Annotated in this window: 19 protein-coding genes; 3 read left to right on the plus strand and 16 right to left on the minus strand. The window is 47.7% G+C overall.

The genetic code is table 11. From position 1 onward, the window contains the following. Positions 1–446 precede the first annotated feature (446 nt). The 16 genes from EL262_RS03485 to EL262_RS03560 all read right to left on the minus strand — a co-directional run bounded on the left by EL262_RS03485 (position 447) and on the right by EL262_RS03560 (position 19,728). Complete coding sequence (locus EL262_RS03485) at positions 447–2,096, minus strand: NAD(P)/FAD-dependent oxidoreductase (RefSeq protein WP_025838438.1); 1,650 nt, start codon at positions 2,094–2,096, stop codon at positions 447–449. 54 nt (positions 2,097–2,150) lie between these two features. Next, a complete protein-coding gene (locus EL262_RS03490) occupies positions 2,151–3,821 on the minus strand; it encodes a putative transporter (RefSeq protein ID WP_078735835.1) in 1,671 nt (556 codons plus the stop codon). 22 nt (positions 3,822–3,843) lie between these two features. Next, entirely contained in the window at positions 3,844–5,538 is a 1,695-nt protein-coding gene (gene ettA / locus EL262_RS03495; RefSeq protein WP_078735834.1) for an energy-dependent translational throttle protein EttA, read from the minus strand. A gap of 31 nt (positions 5,539–5,569) precedes the next feature. Next, on the minus strand, positions 5,570–6,856 hold the full coding sequence (gene hemL / locus EL262_RS03500; protein WP_078735833.1) for a glutamate-1-semialdehyde 2,1-aminomutase: 1,287 nt from the start codon (positions 6,854–6,856) through the stop codon (positions 5,570–5,572). A gap of 6 nt (positions 6,857–6,862) precedes the next feature. Beyond that, positions 6,863–7,840 carry a porphobilinogen synthase gene (hemB, locus tag EL262_RS03505; protein ID WP_036844880.1) on the minus strand — a complete coding sequence of 326 codons (978 nt, stop codon included), beginning with the start codon at positions 7,838–7,840 and terminating at the stop codon, positions 6,863–6,865. A gap of 30 nt (positions 7,841–7,870) precedes the next feature. Next, complete coding sequence (locus EL262_RS03510; protein ID WP_025838429.1) at positions 7,871–8,617, minus strand: uroporphyrinogen-III synthase; 747 nt, start codon at positions 8,615–8,617, stop codon at positions 7,871–7,873. After that, positions 8,614–9,516, minus strand: a complete 903-nt coding sequence (hemC, locus tag EL262_RS03515) for a hydroxymethylbilane synthase (RefSeq protein WP_025838427.1) — start codon at positions 9,514–9,516, stop codon at positions 8,614–8,616. The genes EL262_RS03510 and hemC overlap by 4 nt, the downstream gene beginning before the upstream one ends. Before the next feature lie 6 nt (positions 9,517–9,522). Continuing rightward, the gene (hemA, locus tag EL262_RS03520) at positions 9,523–10,752 is read right to left on the minus strand and encodes a glutamyl-tRNA reductase (RefSeq protein WP_025838425.1); all 1,230 of its coding nucleotides are present in this window, start codon (positions 10,750–10,752) and stop codon (positions 9,523–9,525) included. A gap of 109 nt (positions 10,753–10,861) precedes the next feature. Continuing rightward, the gene (locus tag EL262_RS03525; protein ID WP_025838423.1) at positions 10,862–11,470 is read right to left on the minus strand and encodes a Fe-Mn family superoxide dismutase; all 609 of its coding nucleotides are present in this window, start codon (positions 11,468–11,470) and stop codon (positions 10,862–10,864) included. 520 nt (positions 11,471–11,990) lie between these two features. Next, the gene (gene rlmD, locus EL262_RS03530) at positions 11,991–13,415 is read right to left on the minus strand and encodes a 23S rRNA (uracil(1939)-C(5))-methyltransferase RlmD (RefSeq protein ID WP_078735832.1); all 1,425 of its coding nucleotides are present in this window, start codon (positions 13,413–13,415) and stop codon (positions 11,991–11,993) included. A 33-nt stretch (positions 13,416–13,448) separates the two neighbouring features. Continuing rightward, complete coding sequence (locus EL262_RS03535) at positions 13,449–14,354, minus strand: DMT family transporter (protein ID WP_052101920.1); 906 nt, start codon at positions 14,352–14,354, stop codon at positions 13,449–13,451. 81 nt (positions 14,355–14,435) lie between these two features. Then, positions 14,436–15,914, minus strand: a complete 1,479-nt coding sequence (gene gltA / locus EL262_RS03540) for an NADPH-dependent glutamate synthase (RefSeq protein ID WP_025838422.1) — start codon at positions 15,912–15,914, stop codon at positions 14,436–14,438. A gap of 39 nt (positions 15,915–15,953) precedes the next feature. Further along, complete coding sequence (locus tag EL262_RS03545; RefSeq protein WP_025838419.1) at positions 15,954–16,754, minus strand: sulfide/dihydroorotate dehydrogenase-like FAD/NAD-binding protein; 801 nt, start codon at positions 16,752–16,754, stop codon at positions 15,954–15,956. A 207-nt stretch (positions 16,755–16,961) separates the two neighbouring features. Then, a complete protein-coding gene (rfbB, locus tag EL262_RS03550; RefSeq protein ID WP_078735831.1) occupies positions 16,962–18,035 on the minus strand; it encodes a dTDP-glucose 4,6-dehydratase in 1,074 nt (357 codons plus the stop codon). A gap of 69 nt (positions 18,036–18,104) precedes the next feature. After that, positions 18,105–19,091, minus strand: coding sequence for an Acg family FMN-binding oxidoreductase (locus EL262_RS03555; RefSeq protein ID WP_025838417.1), 987 nt, complete (start codon positions 19,089–19,091; stop codon positions 18,105–18,107). A 43-nt stretch (positions 19,092–19,134) separates the two neighbouring features. Next, on the minus strand, positions 19,135–19,728 hold the full coding sequence (locus EL262_RS03560; protein WP_025838416.1) for a TetR/AcrR family transcriptional regulator: 594 nt from the start codon (positions 19,726–19,728) through the stop codon (positions 19,135–19,137). A gap of 418 nt (positions 19,729–20,146) precedes the next feature. Between EL262_RS03560 and EL262_RS03565 the strand changes: the two genes are divergently transcribed. From EL262_RS03565 to EL262_RS03575, 3 genes are all read left to right on the plus strand, one after another. Next, the gene (locus EL262_RS03565) at positions 20,147–21,184 is read left to right on the plus strand and encodes a hypothetical protein (RefSeq protein ID WP_025838415.1); all 1,038 of its coding nucleotides are present in this window, start codon (positions 20,147–20,149) and stop codon (positions 21,182–21,184) included. Positions 21,185–21,442: 258 nt separating this feature from the next. Further along, entirely contained in the window at positions 21,443–23,371 is a 1,929-nt protein-coding gene (locus tag EL262_RS03570) for an NAD(+) synthase (RefSeq protein ID WP_078735830.1), read from the plus strand. Positions 23,372–23,417: 46 nt separating this feature from the next. Beyond that, positions 23,418–25,034 carry an ABC-F family ATP-binding cassette domain-containing protein gene (locus tag EL262_RS03575; RefSeq protein ID WP_025838414.1) on the plus strand — a complete coding sequence of 539 codons (1,617 nt, stop codon included), beginning with the start codon at positions 23,418–23,420 and terminating at the stop codon, positions 25,032–25,034. Positions 25,035–25,062: the final 28 nt, after the last annotated feature.

Consider the following 25,062-nt stretch of genomic DNA (forward strand, 5'->3'; position numbering starts at 1 on the left):
ACAGCCGAAGCGTAGAACTCGCTTCTCTCGTTTACGTTTTCTATTCTCTATTCTTTACTTGTCAATATGTCTATGATCGCGTTTCTGTGACACTCCCCGATACTTCTATCGGCGAATGTGGGTGCAAAGTTAAGAACAAATTTCCAGCCTTGCAACACCCAAAGGAAAATTATTTTGAAGAGTCAATAAAAACAGGACAAGTATACTCTGCCTCAGCAAGGGCTATGTGTCACAACATCAACTCAAAATGAAACAAGCAATATACCTATGTAGCATTGCTTATGAGGAATCAAAAAAGAAGTTTCTGAGTTTTCTCTCGGCAGACAGAACATATTCTGCTCTGTACCGGAAGATATTCTTTCAAGGTAAAGAACTCCGTCTGATACACAACATGAAAGTTGACCTTGATATAGAATCTCGGGGAAATAAGCAAGAATCTGATGCACCTAAGACAACTGCTGAACCAAAGCCTCGGCACATCGTTCTCCATCGATGGCCGCTGAGACGATACCACCGGCATAGCCTGCCCCTTCGCCACAAGGATAGAGACCTTTGATGCTTATGTGTTGGAGCGTTTCCTCATCTCTGGTAATTCTGAGGGGAGAGGAAGTACGGGTCTCCATACCTATCATCACGGCTTCGTTGGTCAAGAAGCCCCGACTATTCTTTCCAAATGTCTGAAAGCCCTCGCTAAGTCTCTGACTGATGAATTTTGGCATCCAATCTCGCAAGGAAGAGGAGTTCAATCCCGGTGTGTATGAAGTCTTGGGAAGGTCGGTACTGAGTTTGCCATTCACAAAGTCTACCATTCGTTGAGCAGGTGCGACTTGGGTCTGTCCACCCTTGAGCCAACAAAGTCGTTCGAGTTGCTCCTGCAAGTTGAGCACAGGAAGAATGTAAGCATTGAGTTCTTTTATCTTGGTTGGAGAAAGGTTGGCATTGATAATGCGCAGTTTTTCTTCTAACTCATAGGGTTCGACGACATAAGGGCTTTTGATCGCACCACTCATCACATCTTCGGGACGAACTTCGACAACCATCCCTGAATTGCTCCACCTTGACCCACGATTGGCAGGAGACATCCCATTGACTACGACCTGCTTGAGGTCACTCGCCGCAGGGACAACAAAACCTCCGGGACACATACAGAAGCTATACACTCCTCTCTCTCGGACCTGGGTGACAAAACTATACTCGGCAGCCGGGAGATAACTTCCCCGTCCCTCTGAGCTGTGGTACTGTATCTGATCGATAAGGTGTGACGGATGCTCCAATCTCACCCCCATGGCCAGTCCTTTAGGCTCTATGTGTATGCCATAGGCGGCAAAATACCTGTACACATCCCTTGCGGAGTGACCCGTTGCAAGAATGACATCTCCAAGGATGGTCTTACCGTTGGCTGTCTCTACCCCCCGGACTCGCCCCTTAGATATAATGAGTCCGGTCATCTTGGTATCGAAATGGACTTCACCGCCACAGCGGATGATCGTCTTTCGGATGTTTTCGATGACCAAAGGGAGCTTATCTGTGCCGATATGTGGATGAGCATCATAGAGTATCGCACCACTTGCACCGTGCTGGCAAAGGACATTGAGGATCTTATCAACACTACCCCTCTTCTTGCTTCGGGTGTAGAGTTTACCGTCGGAGAAGGCCCCTGCTCCACCTTCACCGAAATTATAGTTGGACTCGGGATCGACTATATGATCCGTACCTGTGAGGGCAATGTCACGCTTGCGACGATGAACATCCTTACCCCGTTCGATGAGGATGGGCTTAACCCCCAACTCTATCAACCTGAGAGCCGCAAAGAGCCCGGCAGGACCGGCTCCCACAACAACAGCTTGCCGCGCCGAAGAGACATCGGGATAATGAGTGGGGATATACTCGGTCTCAGGTGCCGGCTCACCGACATAAACATCGACTTTGAGGTTGATAGCGATATTCTTTTGTCTTGCATCAATACTTTTCCTGAGGACCCGAACGGTGGTAATGTCGTCGTAGTCCAACCCATAGTGTTTGGCGACATATGTCTTGAGATAATCTTCGTTGCTTGCAGTCTTGGGATTGACTCTCAGTAGGTATTGATATACCATAAGTGTTGATGTTTAAGTAGATTGATATTTCTTGAAAAAATAATATTTGTCAGGCTACGAAAGGATGACACTCACAACGAGTTGGGCGATAATCACTCGCATAAACATCGCCAAAGGGTACACTGAAGCATAGCTGACTGTAGGGATGTCGTCCTTGGCTTGGTTGTTGAGATAATCCAGAGCTATTGGATTTGCCATCGTACCACACAGAAATCCTCCGACCGCGCCATAGGTATACTGAGTGTATTTCAATGCGATGATACCCACAAGAAGTGTAGGGACAACAGTGAGTAGAGCACCAAGCCCGAGCCAAGTGACACCGTCTCCACTCATAAGGGTGGCAAAGAAATTGGCTCCCGAAGAGATCCCAAGACAAGCAAGGTAAATAACGATACCCATGGAGCGCACCATAAGATTGGCACTCTGAGTGATGTACGTATTGAGCCTCAAACGTGGACCATAAGCCCCCATAAGGATACCGACAATGATGGGTCCTCCGGCAATACCAAGCTTGATCCCATTGCTTATCCCGGGAAGTATGATAGGAATACTTCCGAGGGCACATCCCAAGAATATACCCAAAAAGATACTGATGAGATACGGGGTATCAAGCGGTCTGAGCTGATCACCGATGCGTTTGGCAAGTCTTTCAACATCCTCACTTCGTCCGACGACGGTGAGTCTATCGCCGATCTGAAGTCTGAGCGTAGGGGTCGGAACAAGGTCGATCTCAGCTCTATTTATACGTGTGACATTGATGCCATAGCGATTGCGGAGTCTGAGACTGGAGAGCTTGACGCCATTGAACTCAGACTTGGTGACGAGCAGACGACGAGAGACGAGCTGGATATTTTCGTCAGACTCCCAATCGACTTGCTCCTTCTCGGTGGCTCTACCGCCAAAGAAACTCGTAATGCGAGGAGCATCGGCTTCGTCGGAGACGATGATGAGGTGATCCTCCATCTCCAAGATAGTGTCGGAAGAAGGTTGAGAGATACGTCCTTTGCGCCATAGTCGTGAGATGATGAAATCGACGCTGAAAAGGTCGTGAATCTGAGAGACAGTCTTACCTGCGACCTCGGGATTGCGGACATAATACTCGCCGACAAAATGGTGGGGCTCATCACCTGTCACCGGAACATCTTTGTGTGGGAAAAACTTCTTGAGCAATTCAAGCACAATGATCACCCCTATGACACCGAAAGGATAAGTAATGGCCGTCGCCAGTGCCATGTCGGATAAGGTACTATTGAGATCAAGGCTGCTTACAGACTGAGTGACTGCTTGCTGTGCTGCACCAAGGGCAGGCGTATTGGTCACAGCTCCACTCAGAATACCCATGAGTCGCTCAATCCCCATATCCGAGACAAAATAAAGTGCAATGACGGCAAAAGTAGACAAAAGAATAAGGCTCAGCCCCCACATATTGAGGGCTAAGCCTTTTTGTCTGAAAGAAGCGACAAAGCCCGGACCAACCTGTACGCCTAAAGCATAGACAAACAGGATAAGTCCGAAATTTTGTGCAAAGTGAAGCATCTCTTCATTGACCTTCGCTCCGAAATGAGCCGCAAATATCCCGACAAAAAAGACACATGCCGACCCCAAGGAAAAGCGAGAGATCTTCAACTTACCGAGATAAAGCCCAATACCACTGACCAGACATATCAACATCAGTGTCTGAACCATGGTGCGAGATGTCCACAGAGCTGATAAAGCTTCTGACATATGGTGTTTATGTTAGTTCGAATTAAAGCATATCACCGAGCTTGCGGTATCTGGTCTTGGCAGTGGCGGCATCACCAAGTCTGCGCACCTTATCTTCCTCATACTCGGTATAAGTACCTTCGTAATAGAATGTCTTACCATCCCCTTCAAAAGCAAGGATATGAGTACAGATACGGTCAAGGAACCAGCGGTCGTGAGAGATCACAACTGCGCATCCAGCAAAGTTTTCGAGACCTTCTTCGAGTGCTCGGAGGGTATTGATATCGATATCATTGGTAGGTTCGTCAAGAAGCAGGACATTGGCTCCCGAACGTAGTGTAAGTGCCAAATGCAGACGGTTGCGCTCACCACCCGAGAGCACTTTGCACAACTTCTCTTGATCCGAACCGGTGAAGTTGAATCTGGAGAGATAAGCCCGTGCATTGATTTCCTTGCCACCTACCCTTATCGTATCTTGCCCTCCTGATATAACCTGATAGACAGACTTCTCGGGATCTATATCCTTGTGGGTTTGGTCTGCATAACCGATGGTGACGGTCTCTCCGACTTCAAACGTACCGGCATCGGGTGTCTCCATCCCCATGATCATCTTGAACATGGTCGACTTACCGGCACCGTTAGGGCCGATGACACCGACGATACCGTTGGGAGGAAGCATAAAATTGAGGTCTGTGAAAAGTGTCCGATTTCCAAAAGACTTGCTGACACCTTGTGCCTCGATCACCTTATTACCAAGGCGAGGACCATTGGGGATAAAGATCTCGAGTTTTGCCTCCTTCTCTTTTTGCTCTTCATTCAGGAGCTTTTCGTAAGAGTTGAGACGAGCCTTACCCTTTGCTTGACGAGCCTTGGGAGCCATACGTATCCACTCCAACTCTCGTGCAAGAGCCTTGGCACGCTTACCGGATTGTTTATCTTCTTGCTCGAGACACTTGGATTTTTGCTCAAGCCAAGAGGAGTAATTACCCTTCCAAGGGATACCTTCCCCTCTGTCCAACTCAAGGATCCATCCCGCAACATGATCGAGGAAGTATCGGTCGTGGGTGATGCAGATGACCGTACCGGGATAACGTTGGAGGTGCTGCTCCAACCAGTCGATACTCTCCGCATCCAAGTGGTTGGTAGGTTCGTCAAGGAGTAGGATCTCAGGCTGAGAGAGAAGCAAACGACAGAGCGCGACACGTCTGCGCTCACCACCCGAAAGATGATCCACAAGTTCATCCCCGGGGGGACAGCGAAGAGCATCCATGGCTCTCTCGACACGAGTGTCGATGTTCCATGCATCGATGGCATCTATACGATCCTGAAGGGTAGCCTGACGTTCGATGAGTTTTTCCATTTTGTCCGGATCATCGAGGACATCAGGGTCTGCAAAGGCATTATTGACTTCCTCAAACTCTTTAAGCAGAGCCACAGCCTCACCGGCTCCCTCCATCACAGTATCCTTGACCGTCTTGCCGTTGGTAAGCTGAGGATCTTGCTCGAGATAACCGACACGGTACTCGGGAGAAGCATACACCACTTCTCCGATGTATTCCTTGTCTATACCTGCAATGATCTTGAGCAAGGTAGACTTACCGGCTCCGTTAAGACCCACAATACCGATCTTTGCGCCATAGAAAAAGGATAGGTATATGTTCTTGAGTACTTGCTTCTGTGGCGGGTATATCTTGCTGACTCCCACCATTGAGAAAATGATCTTCTTATCGTCTGACATGATTATGTTGTTGTTTGAGCGAACTTAATGTTCAAAAAAGTGATGCCAAAGTCTTATCCAATGCAGTTACAGCTCGATCCAAGTCCTCCTCGGTATGAGCACCGGAAACAAAGATGGCTTCAAACTGTGATGGTGGGAGATAGATACCCTCTTCGATCATCTTTCGGAAATAACGTGCGTACCTCTCCGTATCACAAGAGCGAGCATCATCGGCATTATTGACATCCTTCGAAGTGAAGAAAATAGTCGATAGCGTACCACTTACGTTGTATCTGAGGTGATCCGGATACTTTGCGACAATAGCCGAAACTTTATCCGAGAAGTATCTTGCTTTTTGTTCCAAAGCTTCGTAAGTACCAGACTTTGCTAATTCGTCAAGCATGGCACAACCGGCAGCCAAAGCAAGAGGATTGCCCGAAAGAGTCCCAGCCTGATAGACAGCCCCATTAGGAGACAAGACATCCATGATCTCTTGGCGCCCTCCGAAAGCCCCGACAGGGAGTCCTCCACCGATGATCTTCCCAAGACACGTAAGGTCGGGAGTGATGCCGTAATACTCTTGTGCGCCCCCTTTGGACAATCTGAACCCGGTAATGACTTCATCAAAAATCAAAATCGTCCCTTGCAGCGTACATAGATCTCGAAGCTGCTGCAAGAAAGCCACATCAGGAAGGATAACCCCCATATTGCCCATAACAGGTTCTAAGATGACTGCGGCAATTTGTCCCGGATATTTTTCAAAAAGAGTACGTACCGACTCAATGTTGTTGAACTCCGCGACAAGAGTTTCACTGACGATACTCTTTGTCACACCGTTATTCTGAACCGAAGAGAAGGTCTGTACCCCTGAGCCTGCTTGTACCAAGAAGCCATCACTGTGACCATGGTAACACCCGTCGAACTTAATGATAAGGTTACGTTCGGTATAACCACGAGCAAGACGGACGGCACTCATAGTGGCCTCTGTACCCGAGTTTACCATACGCACCATATCCATACTCGGGAAGAATGCCTTGATCTTCTGAGCCATCTCTATCTCCTGCTCGACACAAGCTCCGAAACCTGTACCTCTCTCGACAGCAGTCTTTACGGCTTCGATCATGGCAGGGTGTGCATGCCCCAAGATGTGAGGTCCCCAAGAGGAGATAAAGTCAACGTACTCGTTGCCATCGACATCGAAGATATGCCCAGCCTTACCGTGCTGAATGTAGATCGGCGTCATACCTACCGACTTGAATGCCCGTACGGGGCTATTCACCCCCCCGGGGATGTGCTTGCAAGCCTCTGCAAACAATGCTTTGGATCTATCAAATATCATAGGATATCAAGGATTGTTACGTAGATACTGTGCTGCCTCTTTTGCAAAATAGGTCAAGATGATCTTAGCTCCGGCTCTACGGATAGAGAGGAGACTTTCCATCATCACACGATCATGGTCGATCCACCCCTTTTCGGCAGCTGCTTTGATCATTGCATACTCTCCACTGACATGGTAAGCAGCCATAGGAAGATCGTATCTCTGCGAAGCCTCATGTAAGATATCCAGATAAGCGAGTGCAGGCTTGACCATGATGATGTCTGCCCCTTCGAGGATATCCTGCTCGATCTCACGAAGAGCCTCACGCCCATTGGCGGGATCCATCTGATACCCCCTCCGATCACCAAACGAAGGTGCAGAGTCTGCAGCTATACGGAATGGACCATAGAATGCCGAACTAAACTTCGAAGCATAAGACATGATGGGGATATGAGAGAAACCAGCCTCATCAAGCCCCTTACGGATAGCAGCGATGCGACCGTCCATCATATCTGAAGGAGCAATCATCTTGGCACCACAGCGAGCCATCGAAACCGACTGTTGAACGAGATACTTCACTGTCTCATCGTTATCAACCTCATGACCATGAAGGATGCCACAGTGACCATGATCTGTGTACTCACACATACAGATGTCGGCAACGGTGATCATATCAGGCAAAGCCTCTGTGAGTGCTCTCAAACCCTGTTGTACAATACCGGTATCATGCAGTGCTTCACTTCCTGTCGCATCCTTGTGAGCGGGGATACCGAAGAGCATGACACTCTTCACACCCAAATCGTACAATTCCCTACACTCCTTTACAAGTTCATCGACAGATAGATGGTACTGCCCGGGGAGAGAACTGATCTCCTTACGAATACCTTCTCCATGCACCACAAAAAGAGGGTGGATGAAGTCCGATGGATGTAGTCTTGTCTCACGGACGAGATCTCTCATGTTGGCAGAGGATCTGAGTCTTCTAAGTCTTACTTCTGGATACATAAGTCTAAAAGTATTATATGGTTATATTGATTATTCTCTTTTTATGCTGTCTACAACGACTCGTACCACATCTTCAGGATGTGGGCTTGCCGCTTCGGAGATATTTTTATAGCCGTATTGCTCCAATTTCTCTGTCGTCTTGGGGCCTATACTTATTGCCAAGAACGTATTCCCGACGACCCATGGAGCATTCTTTATGGCCTCTATCCATGAGGTTACTCCGGAGGGGCTGTAAAATACAAAAAAGTCAGGACATCTTGATAATCCTTGGAGCATTTTGGAGAATAAAGGGTTAAGCACCGTCTCATAGATTGGGACAAGAAAATAGTCAAAACCGTTGGTCTGAAAACACTCCTTCAGGTAGAGTCCTGCAATATCTGATGTGGGTTGGACAAGCGTTGTCCTTATATCATTCTCGGCATCATACTTCTTGAGTAAAGGAAGCAGCTCAGCAGCCAAGCCTTGGGAGGTCTCTATTGAAGGTCTGAACCAAACCCTTACTCCCTCGGACTCCAACAAGCGTTCGGTGGACAGACCGATGGCCACAGTCTTCCCCTCAGGAAGCCCAAATCGATCAATAAAATGTCTCGCTCCTCGAGGCGAAGTAAAGATGAAGCACAACTCTCCCTCTCGTCCAAAAGCACCCTTGTCAACTTCACAGGGTCTCGTGATGATCGGAGCCATACACGACAGCTCAATGTCTGAGACGATCGACTTGATCCCCTCGACGATGTCTTGTGCCATCTCCTGCTCTCTACCTATGATACCAAACTTCATGGTCTCTTCAGCGTCTCTGCAATCTCTGTTATAAAATCATCGTGTAGAGGATACTCACCAGAGAAGTCATGGCGCATACCGCCCATACCTTCTCCGAGTGCAAAGAAAGCAGTCCCCTTGACCACATTTCCCTCAAGTGTACAGAGCACTCCAAATGGGATGGCACAACCGCCCCCCAGTCTATTGAGCAACTGTCTTTCGTAGTGTGTCATCTGATGCGATACCAAGTGATCCACTTCACGAGCAATGGCACAAGCCTCCTCATTGTCCTTGGCACACTGAATAGCCACAGAGGCCTGTCCGGGCGCAGGGGCAATGACTTCAGGAGAGATATAGTAAGATATTTCGTGCTCCAATCCAAGCCTCTTTATTCCTGCGGCAGCCATGATGATGGCATCATACTCCCCATTTCGTAGTTTTGAGATCCGTGTCTCGACATTCCCTCTGATGGGACCAAAACTCGTGCCGGTGGCTTCATCACCGAGGGCTTTTGTCAACTGAGCCACACGGCGAGGGCTTGATGTTCCTATCCGCTTGCCACGGAGATCCTTGATATCCTTGACCTCAAAGTTGGCAATCACGACATCCCTCGGATCGTCACGCTCCATCACTGCGGCAAGACACAGACGATCATCCATATCCACAGGGAGATCCTTGAGACTATGTACCGCAAAATCTATGTCATGAGTGACAAGCTGTTCTTCCAACTCCTGAGTAAATAAGCCCTTGGAAAGCGTATTTGAATGCAGAGCAATGTCCAGACGCTCATCTCCCCTTGTAGAGATGACCTTGACCTCCACCTCCACTCCACACGCGGTCTCTATAGATCTTTTTGCCTCGTAGGCTTGCCAAAGAGCAAGTCGACTTCCCCTCGTACCGATAACATACTTTCTTTTCATAGAGAGTTACATCGTTAGGAGTTTTTTGACGACATCTGCATAGACCGGATCCTTGGTCTCCTCTGTAAGTCTCCTGAGCCTTGTGATCATCGTTGTCGAATACAAGTGAGAGAGGTGAGCACAGTGCTTCCGGACCTCATCCGCCACAGCACTGTCCATATCCATACTGATGTTCGCCAACTCTTGTGCCAATATCTCTTCGGCATCACTACGCACCAAGCTGTATACATCCCTTATCGTAAGCCCCTCACGCCACTGTTGAAACTCTATGATGGCCGTATCTATGAGTTCTCTCACGCCCTCGGGTATCATTGCATTGGCTCCTGAATACAGCGACCCCAAATCATCGATGCAATACAAAGAAATCCCTTCGATCTCTGCCGTATCCTCTGCCACATTTCGTGGCAAGGCCATATCGAATATGTCCACCGGCATCATCCCCTCTGAAAAGGATGATTTATCGATGATCGGTGTCGAAGCCGAAGTCGCCACCCAGAGCCAACGCACCCCTCTCAAAGCGGTAGAGAGGGTATCTCCATGATATACCTGAGAGATCTGATGCCCCTCTGCGCACTTGACAGCTCTATCAGCAGTCCTATTATAGATCGCAATATCGGTGACGCCAAGAGACTTGAGACTCTGTATCACAGTGACAGCCATCTGCCCTGCCCCTATGATCAAGGTACGCCCCATCTTGAGACCATCACCGTACTTACGCCTCATGAGCTCGACTGCAGCGGCTCCTGCCGATGCATTGACGGCCTTGACGGGATGAGTCGTACGCACGACCTTTGCGACCTCCAAAGCCTTGTCAAAGAGACGGAGGATGATATTTGTCGTCACACTGCCTGAACGAGCAAGGAATAAGGCCTCCTTGACCTGCCCCACAATCTGTGTCTCACCCTGCACAAGCGAACGGTAACCCGACACAAGAGCAAAGAGGTGATGTACTGCTGCCTCTTCGGACAAAAAGTAAAAGTAGCGTCTGTGGGTATTGGGCATCCTCTTGTACTCGATCACAAATCGGATCAAATGGTGCTCCAGCTCCTTCTCATCCAGATCACTATCCACATAGATCTCCATACGATTGCAGGTGGAGACCAGCACGCCGCCATTGATGATCTTCAGCGACTTTGCCCTGCGTAGGAAATCGACGACCTCCGCAGGCTTGAAAGAAAAAGCTTCTCTAATATCTATCGGAGCTGTCTTGTGGTCAACTCCTACTATTGATAGCATCTAACTTTATCCTTGGTTGTATTGAAAATAAACCGCCGAAGGCGTGCCCGATCTATCGACCGAGACACGCCCTCTTTGTGTACTTTGTTGTTATCTGCGTTGTCTCAGATTACTTATTGATAACCAATTCTTGACCACGCTCTTGGTAACGCTTAGCGACAACATTCCAGTCGATGATGTTCCACACTTGCTTGAGGTGCTCAGCTCTTCTGTTTTCGTAATCGAGGTAGTAAGCATGCTCCCACACATCGATACCCATGAGCGGTACGAGCCCCTTGGTGACAGGGTTACCTGCGTTAGGCTCCTTCACGATCTGGAGCTTTCCGTCCTTGTCGCAAGCCAACCAAGCCCAGCCCGAACCAAAGACAGTCACTGCCGCAGCCTCGAACTCTGCCTTGAACTTCTCGAAGTCTCCAAATGCGCTTGCCATAGCATCTGCAAGTTCGCCGGTAGGAGCACCACCACCGTTGGGGCTGAACTGTAGGAAGTAAAGGATATGGTTGAGATTTTGACCTGCATTGTTGAAGATACCGCCGTCGGACTCCTTCACGATAGTCACAAGATCCTTATCTGCGAAAGGAGTGCCATCGATAAGTTTGTTGAGGTTATCCACATAAGCTTGAAGGTGCTTGCCATGGTGTAGTTCGACCGTACGCTTGCTGATTACAGGAGCAAGAGCATCTGTTGCATAAGGAAGTTTTACAAGTTCGAATTTCATTTTTTTAATCTGTTTAGGTGTTTTAGCCCCATTGTGCTTGCTTACCACAGGGAGACTGCTGTCCGTAGACTTGTCAGACATAAGGGTAAAAGCGGAGAGTATAATAGCCACTCCCACTGCGACAAAAGGCGATATTCTGTTCATTTTAATAAGTTTTGAAATCAAATCACTCTTATAACATTTCGAGAATAAAAAAGGTTCAAAAAAAGTCGTTAAACTTGATAACGAAAGTCGTTAGATTCGATGACGAAAGTCGTTAAACTTGATGATGCCGGTCGTTAAACTTAATCCTCCAAGTCATGCCACTTGTTTCACAAAGAGATCTCACGCAAAACAAACCTTGAATATAAAGGCCATACGAAAAGGTGTTCCGTCATCCAAATGAGAGTTAGGGTTGAGCAAAAAAAAGAGGGAACCCGACCTGACAGACAATAGCCTTTTTGTCGCATCAGGTGGGGCTCCTCATTCGGGGAACTGATCAGTTTACCCCAAGTTCGTTACAACACAGTGTCGAATCCTCCTATACGCCTTCTTTCCGTGTCAAGAGAAGGATGTTCTCCACGTGATGGGTATGAGGAAACATATCAACGGGCTGTGATATCTCAACCTCATAAGCATCAAGCATCTTGGCAACATCTCGGGCTTGGCTGGCAGGATTGCAGCTAACGTATACGATACGCTTAGGTGCTGCACGGAGGATTACGTCAACAACATCATCATGCATACCGGCACGTGGTGGATCCGTGATGATGACATCCGGACGACCGTGTCGACGGACAAAGTCGTCGGTAAGGATGTCCTTCATATCCCCGGAATAGAAGAGAGTGTTCGTGATGCCATTGACTTCGGCATTGATGTGCGCATCCTGAATAGCTTCAGGGACATACTCTATACCGACAACTTGTCGGGCCTGACGAGAGACAAAGCTGGCAATAGTCCCTGTACCCGTATAAAGATCATACACGAGCTCCTGACCGGTAAGCCCGGCCAACTCTCGGACATAAGAATAAAGGCGATAAGCTTGTTCGCTGTTGGTCTGATAAAAAGATTTGGGGCCGATCTTGAAGCGCAAGCCTTCCATCTCCTCCCAGATGTGATCTGCGCCACTGAAGAGATGTACATCCAAGTCTCCGAAGGTGTCATTACGCTTCTCATTGATGACATACATGAGTGATGTAATCTCAGGGAAAGCTTCTCTGAGGGCTGTGAGAAGAGACACCCGCTTCTGCTCGTCTTCTGTCGCAAAGACGACAACAACCATCAGCCCTCCAACCGTGGTATTGCGTATCATGAGTGTCCTCATAAAACCGGTCTGCTCACGCAGGTCGAAGAAAGGGTATCCCTCATGACTGTGACAGTAATCTTTGACAAAGAGGCGAATCTTATCCGAGATATCATCCTGCAAGAGACATGTCTTGATGTCCAAAACCTTGTCAAACATACCGGGGATATGAAAGCCGAGTCCCTCACGCTCATGTATATCTTCGACCGTACCGATCTCTTCGGCAGTGAGCCATCTGCGGTTGGAGAAAGTGTACTCCAATTTATTACGGTAGCGATAAATCTTTTCGGATCCGAGGATGGGTCTCGTCTCCTTGACACTCACTTTACCGATACGCTGAAGCTGATCATTGACCTGCTTGTCCTTGGCGGCAAGCTGGAGATCATAGGGGATGTGTTGCCACTTACATCCGCCACAGACAGTGAAGTGTGGACAAGGAGCAGGGATGCGTTGGGGTGATGGCTCGACAAGCCTCAAAAGTCGCCCCTCGGCATAAGCCTTACGACGCTTTGTCAGTTGGATATCAACCTTATCTCCGGGAGCCACAAAGGGTACAAAGACCACCCTCTCATCCGGCAGATGAGCAATACACTTACCCTCAGCGGCTATGGATTCAATGTGGAGATTTTCTACTGTTACTGGAGCTTTTTTGTTCCTTGCCATTCGTTATTTAGTATTCTGTGATTATTGTATGACTTAGCTTTGTTGCTTGTCTCTTATGACGAGATAAACAGATAGGAGTATCAAGAAGACACCGATCAGACCTCCCACACTCAGAAACTCGTCAAAAACCATGATCCCTATGACCAACGCAGTAAGGGGTTCGAGCGCTCCGAGAACAGAGGTCTTGGAGGAGCCGATGTGCTTCACGGCAACGATCAATGTAAGGTTGGAAAGGATCGTCGGCACGAGTGCCAGAAGTATGGCGTTCATGTAGTTGTCAAAACTACGCAGGGGCTGTATGTAGCCTTGATTGAATATGGAGACTGCGCAAAACAACACACATGCCACAAGCATGACATAGAGCGTCGTCCTAAACCCCGGAAAGCGAGAGAGTCTGGTGTGCTTCAGTTCTACGATATAAGCGGCATAAGTAAACCCCGAAAAGAGGATCATTGCAACACCCCAATAGGAGACCTCTCTCCCCATCCCTGCGGCGGACGAAAGAGAAATGAATGCCACTCCTCCGATAGCCAAGAAAATGGCCAGTATGGACTTGAAGGATGGTCGTTTACCAAAAAGCACAAGCAGAATCAATGCGACAAAAACAGGATAAGAGAAGTGTATCGTTGTTGCAAGTCCGCTCGATATGTAGGTATAGCCAAGCAAGAGAAACCATGCCGAACAGAAGTAAAACAACCCTCCCAAGATCAGGAAAGGAACATCTTTTCGAGAGATACCAAAAGGAATCTTTGCGAACAACATATACACCGCAAGACCTATACTGCAAAACAACGTCCGATACACCAAGACATCTGTGGCCGAATAACCATCTCGGAAGAGAGGCAACACAAAAAGTGGAATAAATCCAAATGTACATGCAGAGATTATCGCTGCGATATAACCCCTGGCCGTACTCTTCTTATCCTTATCTACTTCCATAAGTCAAAACGGTTTATTTTATTAGATACAGAAAAGCCCCGCTCCCACATGGAGAAGCGGGGCTTTCCGTGTTGTTAGATATTACTGGTTGGATAGATATGCATGCATACCTGCAGCAGCATCACGCCCATCTCCCATTGCCAAAATAACTGTCGCACCTCCACGCACAATATCTCCGCCGGCGAAGACATCCTTGAGGTCCGATTGCTTGTTCTCTCCCACGACGATGGTACCATGTCTTGTGACATCAAGACCCTTGAATGTACGTGGGATGAGTGGGTTGGGAGACACACCGACACTGACGATGACTTCGTCCACCGGTATCTCTATGATATCACCTTCGATAGGCTCAGGACTACGACGTCCGGAAGCATCAGGCTCACCCAAACGCATACGTTGAAGTCTCATGGCACAGACCTTACCCGTACCATCATTGAGATACTCAATAGGATTATGAAGTGTCAAGAAGTCGATATCCTCTTCCTTCGCATGGTGTACTTCTTCAAGACGAGCAGGCATCTCCTCTTCACTACGACGATAAACGATCATAGCACGATCGGCACCAAGTCGCTTTGCAGTACGTACAGAGTCCATGGCAGTGTTACCACCACCGATGACTGCCACATGGCGACCTCGTGACACAGGTGTCTCACTGTCTCTACTGAATGCGCCCATGAGGTTTACACGAGTAAGGTATTCGTTACTCGACATGACACCGACAAGATTTTCGCCAGGGATATTCATGAATTTAGGCAATCCTGCTCCGCTACCTGCAAAGACACCTTTGAAGCCTTCGTCATGCAAGTCTTCGTAAGAGATGGTCTTGCCCACGATACAGTTAGTCTCAAACTTCACTCCGAGCTTGCGCAACTTATCAATCTCAAAGTCTACGATATCATTCGGCAATCGAAACTCAGGAATACCGTATCTCAACACACCGCCGACATCATGTAGAGCCTCGAAGACGGTAACATCGTAACCATACTTTGCCATATCTCCTGCAAAAGAAAGCCCTGCAGGTCCGCTACCGATGACAGCAACTTTAATACCGTTGGGCACAATCTCAGGTTCGGAGATCGCTACATTGCCTGCAAGTGTGGCTTCGCGCTCATAATCCGCAGCAAAACGCTCCAAATATCCTATCGCCACAGCAGGTTTGCCGAGCTTGAGCGTGTATATACAATTCTTTTCGCACTGTTTCTCCTGAGGACAGACACGCCCACAGACTCCCGGAAGAGAGCTGGTCTCTCGGATGACTCTTGCAGCCTCCAAAAACTCTCCTCGCTCTATATTCTTGACAAATGTAGGAATATGGATGCTCACAGGACAACCCTCCATACAAGTAGGGTTGGCACAGTCGAGACATCTCACCGCCTCAGCTTGTGCAGCTTCAGGAGAAAGACCTTGGTTGACCTCCTCGTTGTTTTTGTTACGATAATTACCATCAAGAGCAGGCATCACGACACGAGTAGCATCCATCCTGTCTTTGGTCTTTACACTCTTACGAAGGGTTTCTCTCCACTCCTCCTTACGTCTTTCCGTAATTAGTTGATCCACCATTTTTCTATCAGTGTTATTGTTCTGAAAAAACCTCTTCCCTTATTTACGAGTTTCGCTATCTCTGTATGCATTCATTCTCATGAGCATCTCATCGAAGTCGACTTTATGTGCATCAAACTCAGGCCCATCGACACAGACAAACTTGGTCTGTCCATCCACGGTGACACGGCAAGCTCCACACATACCGGTACCATCGACCATGATCGTGTTGAGAGAAGCCATGGTAGGCACCTCATACTTCTTGGTCAAAGCAGACACAAATTTCATCATTATGGCAGGACCAATAGTCACACAAAGATCGACCTTTTCACGCTTGATGATCTCTTCGATCCCATCAGTGACAAGACCTTTCTTTCCATAACTGCCATCATCCGTCATGATCACGACTTCGTCGCTATGCTGACGCATCTCTTTTTCCATGATCACAAGATCTTTGCTACGAGCCGCGAGTACCACGATCACACGGTTACCGGCTTTGTGCATGGCTTGGACGATGGGATAGAGGGGAGCAACACCGACACCACCACCGGCACAAACTACTGTACCGAAGTTTTCGATGTGTGTAGCTTGTCCGAGAGGGCCGACGACGTCATGGATATACTCGCCGACATTGAGTTCGCACAACTTTGCAGAGCTACGCCCCACATTTTGCACAACCATTGTAATTGTACCTTTTTGGACATCAGAGTCTGCAATGGTCAGAGGGATACGCTCACCTCTCTCTCCTACACGGATAATTACGAAGTGACCTGCTCTGCGAGACTTTGCGATACGTGGAGCTTCCACTTCAAACTTTACGACACGTTCGGATAGATACTCCTTACTTACGATTTTGTTCATAATTTAGAATTAAAAATATCTATTGCCCCCAGTGCAAGGATGTCACTCCGGGGCTCACCTTATAGTCAATTATAGGTATAATTCCGTAATTCGCCCAAAGGTAATAATTATTCGCAAGATAAACCGTAACTCTCACTCTTAACAAAGATAAAGAATGCTATATAGCAACATTCACAACGAACAATTATTCTCCCTATTAGTGGGGATTTAGTGCTCATACATCATACGGTAGTAATCCTGATAAGCACCCGAGGATACCTCTTCCAACCACGCTTGATGCTCGAGATACCAAGTCACGGTCTTCTCCAGCCCTCTCTCAGGTGAATAACTTGGCTCAAAGCCCAACTCTTGGCTGAGTTTCCGAGCGTCAATGGCGTACCTCGTGTCATGTCCGGGGCGATCCGTCACGTACGTAACCAAAGCCAGAGAATGCCCCTCCTCGCGAGAGAGTGCATTGTCTACCAGTCTTATCAGAAGCCTGACCATATCGATATTCTTCATCTCATTATTTCCACCGATATTATAGGTCTCCCCTACCCTCCCCTTGTGCAAAATAGCATCGATGGCATCGACATGATCATCCACATACAGCCAGTCTCTGACCTGAGAGCCATCTCCATAAACGGGGATCGGCCTACCTCTCAGGATATTGAGGATACAGAGGGGGATAAGCTTTTCGGGGAACTGATATGGTCCATAGTTGTTACTGCAGTTACTGATCACCACAGGCAGACCGTAAGTATCATGATAAGCCCTGACGAAGTGATCCGAACTCGCCTTGCTGGCGGAGTATGGAGAGTGTGGATCGTAGGCTGTACTCTCCGTAAAGGGGGCATCTGTGGCAGACAGACTGCCATATACTTCATCTGTGGAGACATGGTAAAACAACTTACCTTCAAAATCTCCATGCCAAGCATCACGAACTGCATTGAGCAAGTTTACCGTACCCAAGACATTGGTACGCACAAAAGCCAAAGGATCCTTGATGCTCCTATCTACATGGCTCTCTGCCGCCATATGGATGACATGAGTCACAGGATATTCGCCGAACAGAGTTACCAAGCCCTCAGCATCAGTGATATCCAACCTCCGGAAGAGATAGTTGGAGATGCCCTCCAGTACCGACAGATTTTTGAGGTTGCCGGCATAGGTGAGAGCATCTACATTGATGAACAAGTACTCCGGATATCTCGGTACAAGTCTCAACAACAAGTTGCTACCTATAAACCCTGCTCCACCCGTCACCACAATGACCTTTTTGTACTGCCTCAAGTCTTTCATATTGTTTTGGAATAGTGCGACAAAGATACAAACTTTTCGACAGAGCAACGATGGCGATTTGCAACACCATTATTTGAACAGGATGTCCTCTATCTGCCGTCTTTTGGAGTATGGCATCCTCTTGGCATATCCCAGACGAAGAAGGATGGTGGGATATTTCTCCGCAAGATTGAGCTCCGTCGCCAAGCATCGGGACAACGCACTGACCTCATTGGGCTGATTCATGTACGCATGTGCGATACCGAGAGCTGTTGACTTGAGGAGAAACCTTTCGAGCACTCTTCCCAAGGATATCCACTCGGCACGAGTGTTATTTCGAGTCGTGAAAAGGACAAAAAGAGCCGAAGACTTGATCTTTCGACGGTCTGCCTTGTTTTGAGTAGCCTCATTGATCGCAGAAGAGATGAAACATTTCGCAATAAATCTCGGCACATTCGGAGCTCCAAAGACGGCATAGCTCAACCCATCCAAGGTTTCATCCTGGTGCTTTTTGTTGTAACGCATCCAAGATTTCAGTTCGGCTTTGAAGCTCGGTTCCCTCATCTGGTGAGTATTGCCTTCGCATACATACCGAGCTATCACGTCATAAGACTTAATCCCGTTGGGATAAAGATGTAAGTCGACACCATCCTCCAAGTCTATGTCTGCCAGCGCTGCCATCCCCTCCTCTGTTATCATACCTCCGTCATAGACACTCCTATTCGTCTGCCTCAAATCAATTTGATCAAAAAGAGAGACATCCTTCTCATCACCTTTGGTATCTCCTCTCAGCAGACAAACGGTGATGATCCCATCATCCGAGATCGATACTGAGGGAACATAACCAAGATACTCCGCTGCCAAACAAAGATTTTCGGTGGCACAGCCGAGACTCACAAAGAGTTCTCGATTGTCCGGATCTACGACAGGAAGAGATTTCGTGTAATCGGGATGTATCTCGATCTGCCCCACTCCTATCCTAAAACGCCATGGTTGGGTGTTGTGACCCGACGGTGCTTTAGCCGCCTGCCTGATCATAAACAAGGAGGCCTCATATTCGGTCGATAAGTGTCTCATATTTTTTATGTTATTGATGATAGATATCCCAGTAACGTACTATTTATTTCGTATGAGCGGAGAGCCATAGATCTATGAGCAGATCCATCCCTTTTGTGATTTGCTCCCACCCATCATCACTGCGCAAGGAGATTCCATTGTATGTCTCTGTGCGTTCTTCGAGCAGAGCAAGATAACTGATAGAAGCCGAAAGAATAGTGGCCATCGTAGCGACCTCGCCCCAAGGTGCCCCCACAAGACGACTGACCATTTCAATGAGACGCCCACCACTAACCTCTCTCTGCTCCCGAAGGTCATCGATGAATGCCTTCTCACTCGACAATTCCCAACGATGAAGACGCTTCAGCACAATATCCTCTCTCAGCAGAGAAAGCTGACGTCTGAACAAAGCCTTCAAAAAGGATGCGACATCCTCCACACCCTCAGGAGCCGAACGAACATTTCCCCAATAATCCTTTTCAAGCACAAACCTCGCTATCAGTCCGTCAAGACTCTCGAAATAGCGATATATCAAGACCTTGGAGATCCCGGCTCTTTGGGCAATGGCATTCACCCCCAAAGCCTCAAACCCCATATCACCAACAATCTCAGCGACGGCTTCAAGTATCTTCTTCTCGGTCAATTCTCTATCTTTCATCACATCACAGTTTGTTACGAGTTTACAATGACAAATATATGTTACCTATCAGTAACAAGCAAACTATTCTTGCAAAAAAACACTATCTGAAGTGAGTCTACCATCGGAGGGCAAAAAAGTCTTAGGAGGAAAGAAATCGAATCTTACGACTCTCTTCATCAAATCCTACGACTTTCTTCATCGAATCCTACGACTTTTTTTCGTAGCACCATCACCGAAAAAAGGAGGCAGAACAAAAGATTTACATTTTTTCACTCCAAGCTTTTGCTAACGCACACAAAAAGAGCTACATTGCAAACATCAGGACTGAAAGACTGAAGAAAATCAATGAGAACGAGCCCTGTCTTTGGCAACAGAAAAAAGCTGTTGTCTGTGGGGTGATTTACAATTTCAGAAATCTACAAAAACTTTTAACCTCATGAAGACGAAACTAAACCCAATCCTTACGATTCTACTCATCATACTGACTTTCGGATTTGTGGCTTGTGATAATGACAACCCAATTCCGACAGATAATCCTTATGCTCCCGAAGGAATGATGTTTCTGCCCGTCCTTAGACACAAGCCCGACATGGAGAAGATCAATCAGATCGAAAAGACTCGAACTGGTCGTCTGGAGAAAAAAATCCCCGCCGATCCCGACAATAATCAAAACTACACCCTCTACGAGTACTCATACAAGGGCATGGAGATCAAAAGCATCCAATATCTCATCCATCCGACCAAAGGGACACTCCTTGAAGCTAAGGTTACGGTACGCAAAGAAGACTCTACCCTCAAGGACTACAAAGAATTGTTGAAGAAAAAAGGATTCAACGATGAGCATATATTGGCAAAGCGTTTTTCAAGCCTTGCCGGAGAGATCGAAGATGGACTTTTTGCTCTGATTCGCTCCGATGAAGATGAGGACGTATTGACGTTTCGTCAATTCGGAAAGCAAACAGAAGCCCACCCCACCTTGGCATCCTTCAACGAAGAGTGGGACGAGATCATAGGCAACCGATATTTCAGCCATGAGAAAATCAAGGAGAAAGAAGATGAAAAAGGCAGCCACCTTGCCAAGACTGTGATTGTCGAACATGGCAAGCACAAAGGACGCATCAAAGCGGCTTTCTTTGCCGTGGCTGAGACAGAACGCCCGATGCTTTACAGGATATATGTATTCGACCTCGACTCCGAAAATGAGAAGTTCGGGACTTGCAAGGAGCTACTCTTCTGTTATGATGACCCTGCATTGGGATTTTACGTAGATGCTATACAAAAGGAAAGCATTCCGACAGGAGAGTTTTTGAGTCTTTATAAGAAGGCTGGCTACAACACTATCAGCTATGATGAAGACTACAAATTCAAAAACTCTGAGAAAAAGCTGACACATGCCGTTAGATCCATGATATTCGAAGAACTCAGAAAAGAGTCGATATTGATGGTCAAACTGTACAAGGAGGACTCCTTTTAAGAGCTTCGCTTGAGCCGGCACTGTGTTCCCATACACCTTGACACTTCGACAAAAAGAACTCCCCTGATGTAATCTTGTCACAAGGCATCAGGGGAGTTTGCGTAAAGTCAGATGTTTCGATAGCAAGAACTTATAAATATTGGATAACGAAACGGAGATTATCCCTTGAAATATTGTAACTTTGTCAATCACTGTGTAATAATATCACACTACAAGATATAGAATAGATAAGACAAACGACACTATTTAGAAGTCAACATGAAACATGGTTATGTCAAGGTAGCAGCTGCCGTTCCTTTTGTACGAGTTGCAGACTGCTTTTACAACATCAATCGCATCGAGGCGATGATCCGTCAGGCTCAAGAAAAGAATGTAGAGATGCTATCTTTCCCCGAGCTTTGTATCACCGGTTATACTTGTGGAGACCTTTTTATGCAGCCGTACCTCTTGCATCAGGCGGAGGTGGCTTTGTGCGAGCTGGCAGAGCGAACCAAGGATACAGATGTCTTGGTCTTTGTAGGTATGCCGATCCGTGCAGAAGAACGCTTGTATAATGCAGCCATCGCACTCCAAAGTGGCAAGCTCCTCGGTGCCATACCTAAGACATATCTACCTAATTACAGAGAGTTTCAGGAGAAGAGATGGTTCTCTTCGGCAGTCGAACTGACATTTTCGCGCATCCGCATCGGAGACTATGAAGTACCCATCGGACACAACCTGCTCTTCAAATATAAAGATGTGGGGGTCGGTGTAGAAATTTGTGAGGATATGTGGACAGCCGTCACTCCGGGGACACGACTCGCATTGTACGGAGCACATATCATATTCAACTTGTCGGCAAGTAACGAAAATGCAGGCAAGCACGACTATCTCCGCTCATTGGTCTCCAGCCTTTCGTCCCAAGGCATCATGGGGTATGTCTACTCTTCGTGTGGCTATGGTGAAAGCTCGACCGATCTCGTATACACGGGTAAAGCTTTCATCGCAGAGAATGGAGTTATCTTGTCTGAGATGCCTCGTTTCAGGTACGAAGAGCGTCTTCTTATCAATGACATCGATGTATCTCGTATCCGTACCGAAAGATTGATCAACAGTTCTTTCAAGTCTGCGGCTTCGATGTACGCAACGGAAGATATGTCAATCATCCCGTTCTCCCTCAAAGAAGAGGATGGCGACTACGACATGACACGCCCCATCGATCGCAATCCGTTCATGCCCTCTTCGGCCAACTCGGACGAGCGTTGTGAAGAGATGTGGGATATCCAAGTGGCTGCCCTCACTCAGCGTATGGCTCACCTCGGCACAAAGAAGATCGTCCTTGGTGTCAGCGGAGGCTTGGACTCAACATTAGCTCTGCTTGTAGCAGTAAAGACATTTGACCAACTCGGGTTGGATCGTAAGGGGATCATAGGGGTCACTATGCCCGGACTTGGCACCAGCAATCGCACCTACAACAACTCAAAAGAGATGCTTTCTCTATTAGGAGTTACGATGAAAGACATATCCATCGCAGAGGCTGCGCTGAACCACCTCAGAGCCATCGGTCACGATGGCAAGACTCAGGATCTCACCTACGAAAATGCTCAAGCCAGAGAGCGTACTCAGGTTCTTATGGATCTGGCAGGCATGGAGGGCACATTCGTATTGGGGACAGGGGACTTGTCGGAGCTTGCATTGGGCTGGTGTACGTTCAACGGTGACCACATGTCGATGTACAGCATCAACTCATCTCTCCCCAAAAGTGTCATCCGCATAATGGTAGACTACATAGCACGTGAAGGCGGTTACGGCATCGAGCTGGGACACGTCCTATCAGATATTGTTGCTACACCTATCAGCCCCGAGCTGACAACGGATGTCGCAGGAGAGATCACCCAACATACCGAGCTCGTCATCGGCCCTTACGAAGTTCACGACTTTTTCATCTACCATTTTGTGTACAACGCTTTTTCGCCCAAGAAGATATTCTTCATGGCACAAAAGGCCTTCAAAGGCATCTACACCAGAGAACAGCTCAAGAACTGGATGTTGATTTTTGCAAAACGCTTCTTCTCCCAACAATACAAGCGCAACAGCATGCCGGATGGTCCTAAAGTGGGGGTCGTCACCCTCTCTCCTCGTGGGCCTTGGCGTATGGGCAGTGATGCTTCGTCAGCAATGTGGATAGAGACGATAGAGAAGTTTTAATCAGGGAAGACCGATACAGAAAATACATAAACGATAGAAAATATAGATGATAGCATTAAATGACTTAGCCATACAGTTTGGCAGCAGAGTCCTCTTTCAGGATGTCAACCTAAAGTTTGTACAAGGCAACTGCTACGGTATCATCGGTGCCAATGGAGCAGGTAAGTCCACACTATTAAGAGCCATCAGTGGCGAACTCGACCCTACTCGTGGCACGATCACGATGGGTCCGGGCGAACGCCTCTCGGTACTCAGTCAGGATCACTTTGCTTTTGAGGATCAGACCGTCATGAATACAGTCTTGACAGGACACACCGTACTATGGGACATCATGCAAGAGAAAGATGCATTGTATGCCAAGGCAGACTTCTCTGACGAGGATGGCATCCGTGCTGCCGAGCTTGAAGAAAAGTTCGCAGAGATGGAAGGTTGGAATGCTGAAAGTGATGCAGCCATCCTGCTCAGCGGTCTCGGCATCAAAGAAGACCTGCACTATTCTCTCATGAGCGAACTGAGCGGTAAACAGAAAGTACGTGTACTCCTCGCTCGTGCACTTTATGGCAAGCCTGATAACCTCCTCCTCGACGAGCCGACGAATGACCTCGACTTGGAGACTGTACAGTGGTTGGAAAACTACCTTTCGAACTTCGAGAATACCGTACTTGTCGTCAGTCACGACCGCCACTTCTTGGATACCGTATGTACTCATACCGTGGATATCGACTTCGGCAAAGTACAGCAGTTTGCGGGGAACTACAGCTTCTGGTACGAGAGTAGCCAGCTGGCTCTTCGCCAACAGCAACAACAAAACAAAAAGGCTGAAGAAAAGCGTAAAGAGCTTGAAGAGTTTATCCGTCGCTTCAGTGCAAACGTAGCTAAGAGTAAGCAGACCACCAGCCGTAAGAAGATGCTCGAAAAGCTCAACATCGATGAGATCAAGCCATCATCAAGACGCTACCCGGGCATCATCTTCAGTCCGGAAAGGGAGGTCGGCAACAAGATTTTGGAAGTCAAAGGCCTTACGGCCAAACTTGGCGACGAATACCTTTTCAAAGATGTGAACTTCAATGTCGAGAAGGGAGACAAGATCGTCTTCCTCAGCCGTGATCCAAGAGCCATGACTGCATTTTTTGAGATCATCAATGATGCACAAGCACCTGTATCAGGGACGTTCGAATGGGGACAGACTGTCACTTCAGCTTACCTTCCATTGGACAACAGCGACTTCTTCAACACGGATATGAATCTCATCGAGTGGATCTCTCAGTTTGCTCAAGACACCAACGAAGTCTACTTGAAGGGTTATCTCGGGCGTATGCTCTTCTCGGGTGAAGACATCTTGAAGAAAGCCTCGGTCCTTTCCGGAGGCGAGAAGATGAGATGTATGATCTCTCGCATGATGCTCAAGGATGCGAATGTATTGGTCCTCGATACACCGACAAACCACCTTGACCTTGAGAGCATACAAGCCTTCAACAACACCCTCAAGTCTTATCCCGGCAATATACTCTTTGCCAGCCATGACCATGAGTTCATACAGACAGTGGCGAACCGTATCATAGAGTTCGGTCCACATGGCACGATCGACAAAATCATGGATTACGACGACTACATCACCGATCCCCTCGTGGCAGAGATGAAAGTCAAGATCTATGGCGAATAAGTCAACCCTCAGATAGTATTTAACCATA

This window comes from Porphyromonas cangingivalis (assembly GCF_900638305.1).
Lineage (GTDB): Bacteria > Bacteroidota > Bacteroidia > Bacteroidales > Porphyromonadaceae > Porphyromonas_A > Porphyromonas_A cangingivalis.

What these genes read in the sequence shown, in the direction of transcription:
- EL262_RS03485 (WP_025838438.1), bottom strand. Translation starts at nt 2,096, where the DNA reads ATGGTATATCAATACCTACTGAGAGTCAATCCCAAGACTGCAAGCAAC.
- EL262_RS03490 (WP_078735835.1), bottom strand. Translation starts at nt 3,821, where the DNA reads ATGTCAGAAGCTTTATCAGCTCTGTGGACATCTCGCACCATGGTTCAG.
- ettA (WP_078735834.1), bottom strand. Translation starts at nt 5,538, where the DNA reads ATGTCAGACGATAAGAAGATCATTTTCTCAATGGTGGGAGTCAGCAAG.
- hemL (WP_078735833.1), bottom strand. Translation starts at nt 6,856, where the DNA reads ATGATATTTGATAGATCCAAAGCATTGTTTGCAGAGGCTTGCAAGCAC.
- hemB (WP_036844880.1), bottom strand. Translation starts at nt 7,840, where the DNA reads ATGTATCCAGAAGTAAGACTTAGAAGACTCAGATCCTCTGCCAACATG.
- EL262_RS03510 (WP_025838429.1), bottom strand. Translation starts at nt 8,617, where the DNA reads ATGAAGTTTGGTATCATAGGTAGAGAGCAGGAGATGGCACAAGACATC.
- hemC (WP_025838427.1), bottom strand. Translation starts at nt 9,516, where the DNA reads ATGAAAAGAAAGTATGTTATCGGTACGAGGGGAAGTCGACTTGCTCTT.
- hemA (WP_025838425.1), bottom strand. Translation starts at nt 10,752, where the DNA reads ATGCTATCAATAGTAGGAGTTGACCACAAGACAGCTCCGATAGATATT.
- EL262_RS03525 (WP_025838423.1), bottom strand. Translation starts at nt 11,470, where the DNA reads ATGAAATTCGAACTTGTAAAACTTCCTTATGCAACAGATGCTCTTGCT.
- rlmD (WP_078735832.1), bottom strand. Translation starts at nt 13,415, where the DNA reads ATGGCAAGGAACAAAAAAGCTCCAGTAACAGTAGAAAATCTCCACATT.
- EL262_RS03535 (WP_052101920.1), bottom strand. Translation starts at nt 14,354, where the DNA reads ATGGAAGTAGATAAGGATAAGAAGAGTACGGCCAGGGGTTATATCGCA.
- gltA (WP_025838422.1), bottom strand. Translation starts at nt 15,914, where the DNA reads ATGGTGGATCAACTAATTACGGAAAGACGTAAGGAGGAGTGGAGAGAA.
- EL262_RS03545 (WP_025838419.1), bottom strand. Translation starts at nt 16,754, where the DNA reads ATGAACAAAATCGTAAGTAAGGAGTATCTATCCGAACGTGTCGTAAAG.
- rfbB (WP_078735831.1), bottom strand. Translation starts at nt 18,035, where the DNA reads ATGAAAGACTTGAGGCAGTACAAAAAGGTCATTGTGGTGACGGGTGGA.
- EL262_RS03555 (WP_025838417.1), bottom strand. Translation starts at nt 19,091, where the DNA reads ATGAGACACTTATCGACCGAATATGAGGCCTCCTTGTTTATGATCAGG.
- EL262_RS03560 (WP_025838416.1), bottom strand. Translation starts at nt 19,728, where the DNA reads ATGAAAGATAGAGAATTGACCGAGAAGAAGATACTTGAAGCCGTCGCT.
- EL262_RS03565 (WP_025838415.1), top strand. Translation starts at nt 20,147, where the DNA reads ATGAAGACGAAACTAAACCCAATCCTTACGATTCTACTCATCATACTG.
- EL262_RS03570 (WP_078735830.1), top strand. Translation starts at nt 21,443, where the DNA reads ATGAAACATGGTTATGTCAAGGTAGCAGCTGCCGTTCCTTTTGTACGA.
- EL262_RS03575 (WP_025838414.1), top strand. Translation starts at nt 23,418, where the DNA reads ATGATAGCATTAAATGACTTAGCCATACAGTTTGGCAGCAGAGTCCTC.